Source organism: Aeromonas sp. 130281 (genome assembly GCF_056642115.1).
Window position 1 is genome coordinate 256,820 of record NZ_JBWVQS010000001.1, and the last position, 15,119, is coordinate 271,938.

Consider the following 15,119-nt stretch of genomic DNA (forward strand, 5'->3'; position numbering starts at 1 on the left):
AACCACTCATGAAAAAGGAATCGCATTCATGACGTTAGGTTTTTTTAGAAAAAAAAAGGCAGGAACGGGAAAGGATCCCTCGGCCACCCCGGTCTATGGGGATATGGCAGACAAACAAACGAAATACGAGGCCCTGGTGCACGCCCTGCACGGGGACATCTACCGCTACGCCTACTGGCTGTGCCGGGATCCCCAAGTCGCCGAGGATCTGGTGCAGGAGACCTTCCTGCGAGCCTGGAAGGCGCTCGACTCCCTGGTCGACGACAAGGCCGCCAAGGCCTGGCTCATCACCATATTGCGGCGGGAAAATGCCCGGCGCTTCGAGCGCAAGCAGTTCGATCTCGTCGATCTCGACGAGCATCCCCAAAGCGATCAGGATGCGCTGCACAGCGAACAGGAGATGGAGCACGAGTGGCTTAGGCGCCACATCGCCCGCCTGCCCGACGAGTATCAGGAGCCCCTGCTGCTGCAGGTGCTGGGGGGGTTCAGCGGCGAGGAGATCGCCGCTCAGCTCGGCCTGAACAAGAACACCGTCATGACGCGGCTGTTCCGGGCTCGCAACCAGATCAAAGAGGCCATGGAGGCTGCGCAGCAACAGAGAGGTCACACCAATGGATGAGCTTGAATTTCGCCGCCGGGCCATCACCCATCCCACGGACAGGGATCCTGCCTTCCTCGCCGCGGCAGAGGCGTCTGTCGCCAATCGCAAGCACCTGGACGAGATGAAGCAGCTCGATCGCAGCCTGCAACGGGCGATGGAGGTCGAGGTGCCCGCCGGTCTCGCCGAGCGGATCCTGCTCCGCCAGGCGATGGAAGCGGACGACGAGGTGGTGCCACTGCCCTCTGCGGCCAAAGGCAGAGGCTGGCGCCCCCTCGCCATGGCGGCCTCGGTTGCCTTCCTGCTCGGCATGAGTACCCGCTGGATCAGCTGGCCACCGGCATCGGAGCCGCTGTCGCTGGCCCAGGTGGCCATGGCCCACGTCTATGGGGAGGAGCCCTTCATCCAGGGGGTGGATGAGAAGGTGAGCCTGCAGACCATCAACGCCAAGATGGAGAAATATGGCGCCACCCTGATGGACATGTCCGGCATGAAGATCACCTATGTCAATCACTGTGCCTTTTACCAGGGGCCGGCCCTGCACATGGTGATCCAGGGCAAGATGGGACCGGTCACCCTGTTTCTGGTGCCCAAGCATGTGCCGCTCAGGATCCAGCCCGATTTTGCAGACGGTACCCTCAAGGGGGAGATACTCCCGCTCAAGGGGGCAAACATGGTGTTGATTGGAGACATGCAGGAGTCACTGGCCCCGGTTGCCCAGCAGCTGGAGTCCCGTTTGCACTGGTCCATTTAACAGATCTTGACTGGGGCTGACCGGGCCCCCGTCCCCTCCATATCACAGGCAGACACCGTCTGTTGTCTGCCTGTTCATCTCAGAATCCCGACAACTTCCCGCTTGATACCCACCTGAAGTCACATTTTTACTATTTTTTTTGAACGATTCAAAAGGAACTTGTTGTATGTTATTTATCCGATAATGGATAAAACAGACTATTTAAACGGCAAGTTAAAACAAATGATTAACACAATGGAAACTTTTATGTATTCTGCTGTCACTGGTCTGATTTCTTACCTCCTACCAGATCCATAGAATCACGCCAGAAGTGAATGGGAAGAAGCTGACATAACAACAGATCTTGTCGTCTATAGCGGCCAAAGAGCCCTGATATCGACAGAAAATCTGCTTACAAAGAGAGAACACTATGACAACTGCCTTTTTCAAGAAAAGCCTGATCGCCGCGGCCGTCACCCTGGCCAGCACTCAGACCTTCGCCGCCGCGTTCCAGCTGAACGAACACTCGGCTTCCGGTCTGGGCCGCGCCTATGCCGGTGAAGCAGCCATCGCCGACAACGCGGCCGTGCTGTCCCGCAACCCGGCCGCCATGACCACCTTCGACAAGATGGCACTGTCTGTTTCCGGTACCTATATCAAGCCCGACGTGGATGTCGCGGGTGACATCTATGCCGGTCCGGCCAAGCTGGCATCGGCCAGCGAGAGCGACATCGCCCCCGATGCCTTCGTGCCGGCCACCTACTTCATCCAGCCCCTGAACGATCAGTGGGCCTGGGGGATTGGCCTCTTCTCCAACTACGGTCTCTCCACCGAGTACTCCAAGACCTTCCCGGCCGGTGCCGGTGCCGGTGATACTGAGCTGTTGACCTTCAACATCAACCCCAACATCGCCTACCGCATCAACTCCAACTTCAGCGTGGGTGCGGGCATCAATGCCGTCTATGCCCAGGCCGAGCTGAACCGCTATGCCGGTGCCCTGGCTCCGGGCCTGACCGCCAGAACCGGTATCGTTCACAACAGCGACACCGCCATCGCCCACCTCAAGGGTGATACCTGGGGCTTTGGCTGGAACGTCGGCGCCCTGTACGAGATCAACGACAGCAACCGCCTGGCACTGACCTACCGCTCCCAGGTAGATCTGAGCTTTGACGGCGACTTCAAGGGGCTGACCTCCGGTTACCGGACCGTCGATGGCAACCTGAAGCTGGATCTGCCTGCCCAGGCCGAGTTCGCCGGTTACCACCGTCTGAACCAGCAGTTCGCGGTGCACTACTCCGTCAACTGGACCGACTGGAGCGCCTTCCAGGAGCTCAAGGCCACCAGCAACGCCTGTGCCGGTGGGGTCTGCCTGCAAAAAGACGAGAAGTTCAAGGATTCCGCCCGCTACGCCATCGGTGGTACCTGGTACGTCAACCCGTCCTGGGAAGCCCGTATCGGCTTCGCCTACGACAACAGCCCGATCGAGCCGGAATACCGCAGCCTGAGCATTCCTGACTCCGACCGTGTCTGGTACAGCGCCGGCGCCACCTACCACATCGATCAGGACATGAGCGTCGATTTCGGCATGGCCTATCTGGACGGCAAGGAAGTGGACGTGAACGAAGGTCTGACCAGCCATACCGATCCGGTACGCTGGAAGGGCACCTCCCACGGCAACGCCTTCCTGGCGTCCGCCCAGTTCAACATGAAATTCTGATTTCATCGCGATCAAACAGAGCGCCTCCGGGCGCTCTTTTTTTATGCGACATTCCCATTTCGGCGCACAGCTGTAGCAAACAGCTGTACTCTTTTTGTTTTTTATCAAGCTGTTATAAGCAATCGCTCCAGCATTTAATCCCGTTTTGCCCGCTCGGCCCCCGCCCCCGTTGCCTTACTGGTCATACCATATAAAATCCCGCCCCCAACCGAATCACAGAATGAACCCTCAGTTCATCCCGAGGAAAAGCAATGCAGTCGACCATCAAGCCCTCCCTCATCGCCCTGATCTTGCTGCCTGGCCAGGTCCTGGCGGCCGGTTTCCAGCTGGCGGAACAATCGGCCACCGGCATGGGCCGTGCCTTCGCCGGGGAGGCAGCCATCGCCGACAACGCCAGCGTGCTCGCCCGCAATGCGGCCGCCATGACCCGTTTCGAGCGCACCGCCTTCTCCGGCGGCGTCATCCATATCCAGCCTGACGTCAACATCGAGGGGGTGACCCGGGTCCCCACCACCCAGGGCCCGGTGACCCTGGATGCGAGCGCCAACGACATCGCGGACGGTGCCTGGGTGCCCAACGCCTATCTCATCCTGCCCCTGAATGATCAATGGTGGCTGGGGCTGGCGGCGACCTCCTACTATGGCCTCGGCGTCCAGATGCCGGACAACTACAACGCCGGTCACTTCGGCAACGTCTCCGACATCAAGACGGTGGATCTCGGCGCCTCCCTGGCCTATCGCATCAACCAGCACTGGTCGGTCGGCGCCGGCCTCTCCGCCATTCAGGGCGAAGGGGAAGTGGGCGGCACCTTCCCCTCCAACAACAAGATTGCCAAGCACCTCAAGGGGGATGGCTGGGCCCTTGGCTGGCATCTCGGCACCCTGCTGGAGCTGTCCCCTGCCACCCGCCTTGGCCTCTCCTATCGCCATGACGTCAACCTGACCCTCTCCGGGGATGCCGTCGGCACCGATCTGCTGGGCCGTACCTTCACCGACACCGGCAGTCTGGATCTGCCCCTGCCCGCCACCGCGGAGCTGGCCCTGTTCCATCAGCTGACCCCGACCCTGGCGATCCATTCAAGCATCAACTGGACCAACTGGAGCAAGTTCGTCCAGCTCGAGTCCGAACTCGATCACCATGGCACCATGCACATCAAGGACGAGCACTGGGAAGACAGCTGGCGCTACGCCCTCGGCCTGACCTATCAGCTGGCTCCGAAGTGGCAGCTGCGCTCCGGCCTGGCCTACGATCGCAGCCCGGTTCCCGCCGATCGCCGCACCATCTCCATCCCGGACTCGGATCGGGTGTGGTACAGCGCCGGGGTGGGTTACCAGATAGACAGCAACCTGTCGCTGGATCTGGGGCTGACCCTGATCGACGGCAAGAAGGTCGAGGTGAGCGAAACCATGCAGCTCAAACCCGGGATGGCGCAAACCACCTCCACCTTCCAGGGCTCCTCGGAAGGGGACGCCTGGCTGGCCGGTCTGCAGCTCAACTACCTCTTCTGATCCCGCCCCCCCTGGCAACACTATGCCAGTTGCTGACCCTTTCGACCCGGTCGGCACTGGCATAGTGATCCGCTTCACCATAGAATCAAGCCTTCACCCATGCTGGAGAAATGCATGTATTCCTATGTAGCAAGGCAGCCCATCCTGGATCGGGAATTGAAGACCCATGCCTATGAGCTGCTGTTTCGCGACAGCCTGGATAATGTGTTTCCCCCCATCTCCGCCCAGCTGGCCACCTCCCGACTGGTGACGGAGCAGTTCCTGCAACAGAACATCGATCAGCTACTTGGCGGCCACCCCTGCTTCATCAACTTTCCTCACTCCCTGCTGCTGGACGGCCTGGCCGAGTGCCTGCCCCAGGACAAGGTGGTGATCGAGATACTGGAAGATGCCGAGCCCGACGATGCCCTGCTGGACAAGGTGATCCAGCTCCACGGGCTGGGCTATCGGCTGGCGCTGGATGATTTCACCCTGGTCCCGGCCTGGGACAGGTTCCTGCCCTACATCCACATCATCAAGTTCGATCTGCGGGCCACGCCGCTCGCCAGCATCGAGCGGTTCATGCTGACCCATAGCCACCTGTCGCTCACCTACCTCGCCGAAAAGGTGGAGGACAAGGACGAGTTTGAACGGATGAAGGCGCTGGGAGTGTCGCTGTTCCAGGGCTTCTTCTTCAGTCGGCCCCAGATGGTGCAGCAAACCACCATGCCCCCGACCCAGCTGGTGGTGATGCAGCTGCTGAAGGTGGTCAATCAGGCCGAGCCGGATCTGGACAAGATAGAGCAGCTGCTCAACCAGGATCTCTCCCTCTCCCTCAAGCTGCTGCGTTACGTCAACCACCTCAAGCGCTTTCCCCAGCCCATCGCCTCGTTTCGCCAGGCCGCCAGCTCCCTGGGGCACGCCCAGCTCAAGCGCTTCGTGGCCCTGATCGCCGCCACCAGCGCCGGTCACGACAAGAGTGCCGAGCTCTACCAGATGTCCCTCATCCGGGCCCGCTTCTGCGAGCTGCTGGCACAGACCCATGCCCCCACCCAGCAGGCGCAGCAAGCCTTCATCACCGGGCTCTTCTCCCTGCTGGACGTACTGATGGGGCAACCGCTGGATCAGCTGCTCGGCACCATACCCCTGACCGCCGAGATCCGCGCCGCCCTGCTGGAGCGCAAGGGCAATCTGGGGTTCTATCTGGCGTTCTGTGAAGAGTACGAGAAGGCCAACTGGCAGCGGATTGCCGCCAGCACAGCCCGCCTGGGGCTCAATGAAGAGAAGGTCAGCCACCTCTATCTGGCCGCCACCACCTGGGTCAATCAGCAGCTCCAGGCCATGGAAGGGACGGACTGAACCCACTCCCCGCGCTCACCTATCCATCTCCGGAAATGACAACGTCCCCGCAAGAGGGACGTTGTGCATTTATCGGCAAGCGCCGTCGGGGGAAACTTTTCAGCCCAGTTCGATGGCCATGGCGGTCGCTTCCCCGCCGCCGATGCACAGGCTCGCCACCCCTCGCCGCAGGCCCCGCGCCTGCAGGGCATGGATCAGGGTGACCAGGATGCGGGCGCCGCTCGCCCCCAGGGGATGGCCCAGGACGCAGGCGCCTCCGTTCACGTTCAGCTTGTGATGGGGGATCTGGCACCCCGCCATGGCCAGCATGCTCACCATGGCGAAGGCCTCGTTCACCTCGAACAGATCCACCTCCTCCACCGACCAGCCCACCCGGGCCAGCAGCTTGTCGATGGCCCCCACGGGGGCGCTGGTAAACTCCGCTGGCAGGGCGGCATGGCTCTGGTAGCCCACCACCCTGGCCAGCACGGGCAAGCCCAGGCGCTCGGCGGTCTCGGCCCGCATCAGCACCAGTGCCGCCGCCCCGTCCGAGATGGAGCTGGCATTGGCCGCCGTGATGGTGCCCGTCTTGCTGAAGGCCGGTTTCAGGGTCGGTATCTTGTCGGGCCTGGCCTTGCCCGGTTGCTCGTCGTCGGCCAGCAGCAGGGTGCCCCCGGCCATCACGGGTGCCAGCTCGGCCCCGAAGGCGCCGCTTCGCTGCGCCGCCAGGGCCCGCTCCAGGGAGGCGATGGCGAAGGCATCCATGTCGGCCCGGGTCAGCCCGGCCCTGTCCGCGCTCAGCTGGGCGTAGTGGCCCATCAGCTGCCCCTCGTAGGCATCCTGCAAGCCGTCGAGGAACATGTGATCCAGCACGCTCTGATGGCCCATGCGAAAACCGCTGCGCGCCTTGTCCAGCAGATAGGGGGCCCGGCTCATGCTCTCCATGCCGCCCGCCACCACCACATCCACCTCCCCCAGCCGCAGCCCGTCTGCCGCCAGCATCACCGCCTTCATGCCGGAGCCGCACACCTTGTTGATGGTGGTGCAGGGCACGCTGTCCGGCAGCCCGGCCTTGAGTGCCGCCTGGCGGGCCGGTGCCTGCCCGACCCCGGCGCTCAGCACATTGCCCAGATAGACCTCATCGACCCGGGCTGGGTCTATTCCGGTCGCCGCCAGGGCGGCGCGGATGGCGCAGGCGCCGAGCTCGGGTGCACTCAAGGCGCTCAAGGCCCCCTGAAAGGCCCCCATGGGGGTACGTTTGGCCGCCACAATCACTATATCCATCAATCGCACTCTCCTTGTTACATTGGGATAACATATGCCGCCGCCGTCCCCGGAACAAGACTTGCGGGGAAGTTGACGTTTGGGTAAGGTGCCAGCCTGCATTGACAACCAGATGACAGCCAAGACAGCCCTATGACCAAATCCAAGGATGACGCCCGGACCTTCAGCATCAGCGAGCTGGCCCGTGAATTCGATGTGACCACCCGCAGTATCCGCTTCTACGAGGATCAGGGCCTGCTGAACCCGACGCGCCAGGGACAGACCCGGATCTACAGCCGTCAGGACAGGGTGCGCCTCAAGCTGACCCTGCGTGGCAAACGGCTGGGCTTCAGCCTCGCGGACATCCGGGAGCTGTTCGATCTCTATGACGCGGACAAGAGCAGCCGCTCCCAGCTGCAGACCATGCTGGGGCTGGTGGCTGACAAGCGGGAGACGCTGCAGCAGCAGCTGGAAGACATCCAGATGGTCTTGCTGGAGCTGGAGGCCGCCGAGCAGCGCTGCCGGCAGGCGCTGGGCCAGCTGACTCCCTGAGTCGACAAGGAAGGGACGACCATTCCGGTCCGAGGCAAATAAAAAGAGGGAGGCTTGCGCCTCCCTCTTGTCATTCATGGCAGTGGGCCTGGTCTCAGGCTTCCTTGCTCCAGCGGTTCGGATCGTAATCCGGGCTGTAGCGATCGACTATGATGGCGCAAGCCGCATCGCCGGTGATGTTGAGGGCGGTACGGATCATGTCGAACAGGCGATCCAGCGCGAACAACAGCGGCAGCCCCTCGATGGGAATGCCGGCCGCCAGCAGCACGGCCACCACCAGGAAGCTCGGGCCCGGCACGCCGGCCTGACCGATGGCACCCAGGGTCGAGGTGACTATGATGGCCGCCCAGGCGCCCATGGTGAGATCGATGTTGTAGACCTGAGCGAAGAAGATGGCCACCAGACCGTAATAGATGGCGTTGCCGCTCATGTTGATGGTGGCACCCAGCGGCAGCACGAAGGAGGCGGTGGCGTTGGTCACCTTCAGATCGTGCTCGCAGGTCTCCATGTTGACCGGCAGGGTCGCCATGGACGAGGCGGTGGAGAAGGCCACGATCTGCGGCTTCTTCATCGCCGAGAAGTACTTGCGTACCGGCGTGTTGGAGAAGAAGGCGATCAGCATCGGGTAGACCACGAAGCCGAAGATGAGGATGGCGGCGACATAGACCACGAACAGCTTGAGCACCAGAGTCAGCACGTCGAAGCCATAGGTGCCGATGGCATCGGCCATCAGGCCGAAGACCCCGATGGGGGCTATCAGCATCACCTTGTTGATCATCCAGACGAAGGCGTCAACCAGGGTGTTGAGTCCATCCACCAGCGGCTTGGCGCGCTCGCGGGGCTGCTTGGCCAGCGCGATGCCGAGGAACATGCAGAACACCAGGATCTGCAGTATGTTCGCCTCGTTCAGGGCGCTGAACACATTGGTCGGGATCATCCCAAGCAGGGTAGCCACGGCATCCGGCAGGACGCCCTTGTCGGCGTAGTCACCGGAGAACATGGCGGCCGTGGAGCCGAAATCGACCCCGACACCGGGCTTGAAGACTTGACCCATCACCAGCGCCAGCAGCACCGCCAGGGCGGAGGTACCGAGGAAGAAGGCGAGCGTGGTCACCCCTATCTTGCCCGCGGCCGGGCTGGCCCCCAGATTGGCGGCCCCGGACAGGATGGCGACCGCCACCAGCGGGATCACCAGCATCTTGATCAGCTGGATGAAGAGCGTACCCAGGGGAGCGAAGACGGTCGCCTGCTCGCCCATGAGGGCACCCACCAGCGCCCCCAGGATCATGGCGACCACGACCTGGAAGCCGATATTTTTAATTAATCCTTTTGTCAACACAGAATGTTCCTTTATTAAGCAATTACTCACACTTTTGCAGCGTAAATGACCACCCAGAGCGTCAAATCCTCTCCATTGCTCTGGCGGCGCGCTTTATCTCATATTTATGACCCGTTTAACATCGGGATCCCTGAACGAAACGAATTTTTATGGTTTTTCACAAAGTTGAGACCCACAAGAAACTCACTGTTTTTTCCCTGTTTCACCATGACAATGGCCAAAATAATGTGCTACTTTGGCTCTGCAAACGTGCATACAGGGAAGAAAAGATGCTGAAAGTTAACGAATATTTTGACGGAAATGTTAAATCTATCGGTTTCGAGCAAAAAGGCGAGAAAGCCACGGTCGGCGTGATGGAAGCGGGCGAGTACCAGTTCAACACCGCCGCCCCGGAGCGGATGACGGTGGTCAAGGGTGTCCTTCGCATCCAGCTGGCCGATGAAGACGAATGGCACAGCTACCATCAGGGCGAGTCCTTCGACGTGGCCGGTCACTCCTCCTTCAAGCTGGAAGTGAAGACAGCCACTGCCTACCTGTGCGAGTTCCTCGACTGATAACCCCGCAGGGGTGCCATGAGCTGCCTATCCGCTCCTCCTGGCGCCCCTGATCCCCCTGTTTTGCCCCATTTCCACACCGCCATCACAGGCTGTCGCTTCCCCCCTTTTCATCGACTACAAAAAATTTACAATGTTTAGACGAAATCCATAATCGGAGTACGTCATGATCAGTGTCTTCGACCTGTTTTCCATCGGGATTGGTCCCTCCTCCTCCCACACAGTGGGGCCGATGCGGGCAGCCTGCGCCTTCGTGCACACCCTCAAGCAGAGCGCACTCCTCTCCCGCACCGGGCGCGTCGTGGTCGAGTGCTACGGCTCCCTCGGCCAGACCGGCAAGGGTCATGGCACCGGCAAGGCCATCATCCTGGGGCTGGCGGGCTTCGAACCCGAATCCGTGGACATCGAGGCCATCCCCGCCTTCCTCGCTCAGGTGGAGCACAGCCAGACCCTGCGTCTGGGGGGGGAGCAACCGAGCGAGTTCCCCCGCGTCGGCGCCATCCTCTTCAATCGGCGCAAGACCCTGCCCGCCCACTCCAACGGCATGACGCTGCGCGCCTATGAGGGCGACACCCTGCTGTTCGAGCAGACCTACTACTCCATCGGGGGCGGCTTCATCATAGAGGAGAGCCACTTCGCCAACGCCCGGGAAGAGGCCGCCCGCTTCGATGCCGCCCACCCCGTCCCCTACCCCTTCGAGAGCGGGGCCCAGCTGCTGGCCCACTGCCAGGAGAGCGGTCTCTCCATCTCGGGGCTGATGCTGGCCAATGAGAAGGTGTTTCGCAGCGAAGCCGAGATAAAGGCGGGCCTGCGCAAGATCTGGCAGGCGATGCAGGGCTGTGTCGAGCGCGGTTGCAGGAGCGAGGGGGTGTTGCCGGGGGGGCTCAAGGTGAAGCGCCGCGCCCCGGCCCTCTATCGCCAGCTCTGCGGCGAGACCAACTTCAACAAGGATCCCTTGATGGTGATGGAGTGGGTGGACCTGTTTGCCCTGGCCGTCAACGAGGAGAATGCCGCCGGTGGCCGGGTGGTGACCGCCCCTACCAACGGCGCCGCCGGCATCATCCCCGCCGTGCTGCACTATTACGATCGCTTCGTGCGCAAGGTGGATGACGAGCTGCTGATGCAGTACTTCCTCACCGCCGCCGCCATCGGCATCTTGTACAAGAAGAACGCCTCCCTGTCGGGGGCCGAAGTGGGTTGCCAGGGAGAAGTGGGGGTCGCCTGCTCCATGGCCGCCGGTGCCCTGGCCGAGCTGCTGGGCGGCAGTCCGGCCGTGGTCGAGAACGCCGCCGAGATCGGTATGGAGCACAACTTAGGTTTGACCTGCGATCCCATCGGCGGCCTGGTGCAGGTGCCCTGCATCGAGCGCAACGCCATGGGAGCGGTCAAGGCGATCAATGCCGCCCGCCTCGCCCTGCGTGGCACAGGCGAGCACAAGGTGTCGCTGGACAAGGTGATCAGGACCATGTGGGAAACCGGCAACGACATGAAGACCAAGTACAAGGAGACAGCCCGCGGTGGCCTCGCCGTCAACATCACCGAATGTTAAGCCTGGGTAAAAACGATCTCAGATGACCCTCAGATACCCGGCCTGGCCGGGTATTTTTTCGCAAAACGTTTGCCTCGCACTTAACAAAATGGATAACCATCAAAATAAATTTTATACTCGCGCCGTCAATTCAACAAAAATAGATCTATTTCAACTTTTTTTAGGCAGGAAGCCGTTACACTGCGGTTATCTGGTTTCCCGGCCTTTGTGACGACAGACCCGTCCCATGGATCACCCTTTCTGCGAGCGGGCATGGCGCCCCCTTCTACCCTGAGGTAATTGTTACATGATCAGCGTTTTTGATATCTTCAAAATCGGTGTTGGCCCCTCCTCTTCCCACACTGTCGGCCCGATGAAAGCTGCCAAACAGTTCGTGGATGATCTGCGTGCTAGCGGCAAGATCCGTGACATCACCCGGATCCAGGTTGACGTCTATGGCTCCCTCTCCTGGACCGGCAAAGGCCACCACACCGACACCGCCATCATCATGGGGCTGGCCGGTAACCTGCCGGAAAATGTCGACATCGACGGCATTCCTGAATTCATCTCCCGGGTCGAGCAGACCGGTCGCCTGCCCATCGGCCTGCACTGCCACACCGTCAGCTTCCCGAAAGGCGCCATGGTGTTCCATGACGAGGCCCTGCCCCTGCACGAGAACGGCATGAAGCTGACCGCCTTCATCGAAGACGAGGCCATCTACAGCAAGACCTATTACTCCATCGGCGGCGGCTTCATCGTCGACGAAGAGAACTTCGGCAAGGCCGACAGCGGCGACATGACCGTCAACTACCCCTTCAAGAGCGCCGCCGAGCTGCTCGCCCACTGCGGCCAGACCGGTCTCTCCATCTCCGCCCTGATGCTGGAGAACGAGAAGTGCTTCAACACCCCGGAAGAGATCTACAAGAAGCTCGGCAAGATCTGGACCACCATGCGTGAAGGGATAGAGCGCGGCTGCCGCACCGAGGGTGTGCTGGCCGGCCCGCTGCGGGTGCCGCGCCGTGCCGCTCCCCTCTACCGTCAGCTGACCACCAACGAGCATCTCTCCAACGACCCCATGAGCATCGTCGACTGGGTCAACATGTTCGCCCTGGCGGTGAGTGAAGAGAACGCCGCCGGTGGCCGCGTCGTCACCGCTCCGACCAACGGCGCCGCGGGCATCATCCCGGCCGTGCTGGCCTACTACGACAAGTTCATCCAGCCGGTCGGCCGCGACGAATACACCCGCTTCTACCTGGCCGCCGCCGCCGTCGGCATGCTCTACAAGATGAACGCCTCCATCTCGGGTGCCGAAGTGGGTTGCCAGGGTGAGGTGGGTGTCTCCTGCTCCATGGCCGCCGCCGGCCTGACCGAGCTCATGGGCGGCAGCCCGGAGCAGGTGTGTGAAGCGGCCGAGATCGGCATGGAGCACAACCTGGGTCTGACCTGCGATCCGGTCGCCGGCCAGGTACAGGTGCCCTGCATCGAGCGCAACGCCATCGCCGCCATGAAGGCGGTCAACTCCTCGCGCATGGCCCTGCGTCGCACCTCCAAGCCCCGTGTCTCCCTGGACAAGGTGATCGAGACCATGTACATCACCGGCAAGGACATGGACTCCAAGTACCGTGAGACCTCCCGCGGTGGCCTGGCCATCAAGGTGATGCAGGTTGCCTGCGAATAAGCGGCAGACAGCAGATACAAACAAGGCGGGAGAGATTCCCGCCTTTTTTTGTCTGTGAATTTTCTCAAGGGCAGACGCACTGGCATGAAGAATAAAGAGGAAGGGGGTAATTCATTCGGATGGGATCGGCTCATCCGTCAGGATGTCATAGCTTGAAGGGATAATTCTGCTATCTTGTTCGGCGACCTGGCCCGCCATCCTGTTTCGCTCCTTTCCCGCTCTGACTCCGTTTTTATTCCACTTTTATTCCGCTTTTATTCCACTATCCGATCCGCCAGGGTGCCGACCGCCACCACGAAATAGGGGGAGCGGTTCCAGTGGCGCAGCACCCGATAATTGTCATAGGCAAGATAACTGCGGCCATGGACATCATCGGGCCGGATGAGGGAAGCCTGCATGTCGGCGTTGGGCAGCGGCGAGCCGTCCAGTTGCCGCACCCCGAGGGCTTTCCAGGCCGACAGCGGCTTGCGCTGCTCCAGCCCGAACAGGGCAGGATTGAGGGCCTCAGGCACCCTCACCCGCCGGCCCCAGGTCTGATCCTCGCGCCAACCGTTCTGGTGCAGATAATTGGCTGCCGATCCAAACACATCCGCGAGATTGCCCCACAGATCCTTCCTGCCATCCCCGTCCTGATCGACCGCGTATTTGAGGAAGGACGAGGGCATGAACTGCACCTGCCCCATGGCACCCGCCCAGGAGCCCTTGAAGGCGGCGGGGCTCACGTGCCCCTGCTCTATGATGCGCAGGGCATCGAACAGCTGCTCCTTGAAGAAGGCTTCCCGTCGCCCTTCCCAGGCCAGGGTCGCCAGGGAGGAGATCAGCGGGAAATTACCGGTGAGTTTGCCGAAATTGGTTTCTATGCCCCACAAGGCGACAATAAAACGGGGCTGCACCCCATATTCATCACCTATTTTCGTGAGCAGCGGCAGATGCTGGCGATATAAGGCCCGGGCTTGCTTGACTTTCCATTGGGGCACGGCGCGGGGAATATAGGAATCCAGGGTCAGTTTGAATTCCGGCTGATTTTTGTCGTGCTTGATGGCTGCCTCTATGAGGCGAATTTCCGCAAAGGCGGCCGTTACCGTCGCAGGCTGGATGCCGGCCGCCAAAGCCTGCTGTTTGAGACTCGTCACATAATGGTCAAAATCGACGCCAGCCTGCAGGGGCGCACTTAATAGTGCGCTCAACAATAACAGTGCCAGCCGACCCTGCATCAGCGGGTGCCCTTTATTTGTGCCTTGTGCTGCTCCAGCAGATTTTCCGGTGGCGGGGGCACCTGCAGGTAGAAGCCCTGGCTCTGCAAGGCCGCCATCACCCGCTCGGTGGAGGCGATCCCCAGGGGCTTGGCCGGGTCCAGCTTGGTCATCAAGACCAGCTCGGGGCGCCCGAAGGTACTCATCAGTGCCTCTGGCACACGGGAAAAGTCCTCTCTTCTTTCAATAAAGAGATAGGTCTCGGCTTTTTTGCGACTTTTATAGACTGCACACAACATGGAAATTGATATAATCCGACGGGTTCATTGCCTCTGGTGGTGGCAAACTATAACATCAGGAATTGAATAACAATAACGTATTACCGTCTCGGTTCGGGGAAGATTCATGGTTGAACGCGATAACGAATTGAAAGGGACCACCTTCACTATATCTGTGTTGCATCTCAGCGATGGCAATCCGGACCGGATCCGACAACTGCTGGAGGCCAAGGTCGCGCAGGCGCCCCAGTTTTTTAATTGTGCCCCCCTCGTCCTCAATGTGGAGCGCCTCAGCGAGATCCCCGATTTCGAGCAGCTCAGGGAGCTGGTCGAGTCGGAAGATTTCGTGCTGGTCGGCATCACGGGGGCGCGGGATGAGGTGATGAAGACGGCGGCCAAGGCGGCCGGGCTGGCCGTCATGGTGTCGGGCAAGAGCCGCAAGGCCGACCCCGAGCCTGTGGCGCCAGCGCCTGAACCCGTTGAGGTGGCACCGGTCGCCCCGGTTCAGGCCCCCCTGGAGCCGAGCAAGGTCCACGTCGGGCCGGTGCGCTCCGGCCAGCAGATCTATGCTGCCGGCACTTCGCTGGTGGTGCTGGGCTCGGTCAGTCCTGGCGCCGAAGTCATCGCCGACGACAGCATCCATATTTATGGCGCCCTGCGTGGCCGAGCCATCGCGGGGGCCAAGGGCAATCCCCTTGCCCGCATTTACTGCCAGCAATTGCAGGCCGAGCTGCTCTCCATCGCGGGCACCTTCCAGCTCAGCGACGCACTGCCGGCAGGCCTGATACAAGAGCCAGTCCATATCCGGCTGGACAACGAACAACTCCGAATAGACCGCATCAAATAGAGTTACAAGGAAGC

General features: G+C 61.1%; 14 protein-coding genes. 10 read left to right on the forward strand and 4 right to left on the reverse strand.

Going from position 1 to position 15,119, the window contains the following annotated elements:
* Positions 1-28 precede the first annotated feature (28 nt).
* From AC1IN8_RS01160 to AC1IN8_RS01180, 5 genes are all read left to right on the forward strand, one after another.
* Positions 29-619 (forward strand): sigma-70 family RNA polymerase sigma factor, encoded by a 591-nt coding sequence (locus AC1IN8_RS01160; protein WP_139438325.1) that lies wholly within the window; start codon positions 29-31, stop codon positions 617-619.
* On the forward strand, positions 612-1,352 hold the full coding sequence (locus AC1IN8_RS01165) for a DUF3379 domain-containing protein (protein WP_479757754.1): 741 nt from the start codon (positions 612-614) through the stop codon (positions 1,350-1,352). Before AC1IN8_RS01160 ends, AC1IN8_RS01165 begins: the two co-directional genes overlap by 8 nt.
* Before the next feature lie 409 nt (positions 1,353-1,761).
* Positions 1,762-3,048 carry an outer membrane protein transport protein gene (locus AC1IN8_RS01170; protein WP_139438331.1) on the forward strand — a complete coding sequence of 429 codons (1,287 nt, stop codon included), beginning with the start codon at positions 1,762-1,764 and terminating at the stop codon, positions 3,046-3,048.
* Between the two features lie 251 nt (positions 3,049-3,299).
* Positions 3,300-4,556 (forward strand): OmpP1/FadL family transporter, encoded by a 1,257-nt coding sequence (locus AC1IN8_RS01175; protein WP_479757755.1) that lies wholly within the window; start codon positions 3,300-3,302, stop codon positions 4,554-4,556.
* A gap of 114 nt (positions 4,557-4,670) precedes the next feature.
* A complete protein-coding gene (locus AC1IN8_RS01180) occupies positions 4,671-5,894 on the forward strand; it encodes an EAL and HDOD domain-containing protein (RefSeq protein ID WP_479757756.1) in 1,224 nt (407 codons plus the stop codon).
* 99 nt (positions 5,895-5,993) lie between these two features.
* Here the strand turns inward: AC1IN8_RS01180 and AC1IN8_RS01185 are convergent, their stop codons facing one another.
* Complete coding sequence (locus AC1IN8_RS01185) at positions 5,994-7,157, reverse strand: thiolase family protein (RefSeq protein ID WP_479757757.1); 1,164 nt, start codon at positions 7,155-7,157, stop codon at positions 5,994-5,996.
* A 132-nt stretch (positions 7,158-7,289) separates the two neighbouring features.
* On the opposite strand from AC1IN8_RS01185, the gene AC1IN8_RS01190 reads away from it, so the two are divergent.
* Positions 7,290-7,688: a MerR family transcriptional regulator gene (locus AC1IN8_RS01190; protein ID WP_005325128.1), complete on the forward strand. Its 399-nt coding sequence runs from the start codon at positions 7,290-7,292 to the stop codon at positions 7,686-7,688.
* Positions 7,689-7,782: 94 nt separating this feature from the next.
* On the opposite strand, the gene AC1IN8_RS01195 is transcribed toward AC1IN8_RS01190, so the two are convergent.
* Positions 7,783-9,027 carry a dicarboxylate/amino acid:cation symporter gene (locus tag AC1IN8_RS01195; RefSeq protein ID WP_479757758.1) on the reverse strand — a complete coding sequence of 415 codons (1,245 nt, stop codon included), beginning with the start codon at positions 9,025-9,027 and terminating at the stop codon, positions 7,783-7,785.
* A gap of 269 nt (positions 9,028-9,296) precedes the next feature.
* Here AC1IN8_RS01195 and ppnP point away from each other — a divergent pair, with 269 nt between their 5' ends.
* The 3 genes from ppnP (at position 9,297) to AC1IN8_RS01210 (ending at position 12,787) form a co-directional block, all read left to right on the forward strand.
* Positions 9,297-9,581 (forward strand): pyrimidine/purine nucleoside phosphorylase, encoded by a 285-nt coding sequence (gene ppnP / locus AC1IN8_RS01200; protein ID WP_162519273.1) that lies wholly within the window; start codon positions 9,297-9,299, stop codon positions 9,579-9,581.
* 166 nt (positions 9,582-9,747) lie between these two features.
* The gene (locus AC1IN8_RS01205; RefSeq protein WP_429159591.1) at positions 9,748-11,130 is read left to right on the forward strand and encodes an L-serine ammonia-lyase; all 1,383 of its coding nucleotides are present in this window, start codon (positions 9,748-9,750) and stop codon (positions 11,128-11,130) included.
* A gap of 286 nt (positions 11,131-11,416) precedes the next feature.
* On the forward strand, positions 11,417-12,787 hold the full coding sequence (locus tag AC1IN8_RS01210; RefSeq protein WP_205641818.1) for an L-serine ammonia-lyase: 1,371 nt from the start codon (positions 11,417-11,419) through the stop codon (positions 12,785-12,787).
* Between the two features lie 254 nt (positions 12,788-13,041).
* Here AC1IN8_RS01210 and AC1IN8_RS01215 read toward each other — a convergent pair whose 3' ends face one another.
* On the reverse strand, positions 13,042-14,001 hold the full coding sequence (locus tag AC1IN8_RS01215) for a lytic murein transglycosylase (RefSeq protein ID WP_479757759.1): 960 nt from the start codon (positions 13,999-14,001) through the stop codon (positions 13,042-13,044).
* A complete protein-coding gene (locus AC1IN8_RS01220; RefSeq protein ID WP_139438357.1) occupies positions 14,001-14,279 on the reverse strand; it encodes a YcgL domain-containing protein in 279 nt (92 codons plus the stop codon). Before AC1IN8_RS01220 ends, AC1IN8_RS01215 begins: the two co-directional genes overlap by 1 nt.
* A 106-nt stretch (positions 14,280-14,385) precedes the next feature.
* Between AC1IN8_RS01220 and minC the strand changes: the two genes are divergently transcribed.
* Positions 14,386-15,105, forward strand: a complete 720-nt coding sequence (minC, locus tag AC1IN8_RS01225; protein ID WP_139438360.1) for a septum site-determining protein MinC — start codon at positions 14,386-14,388, stop codon at positions 15,103-15,105.
* Positions 15,106-15,119: the final 14 nt, after the last annotated feature.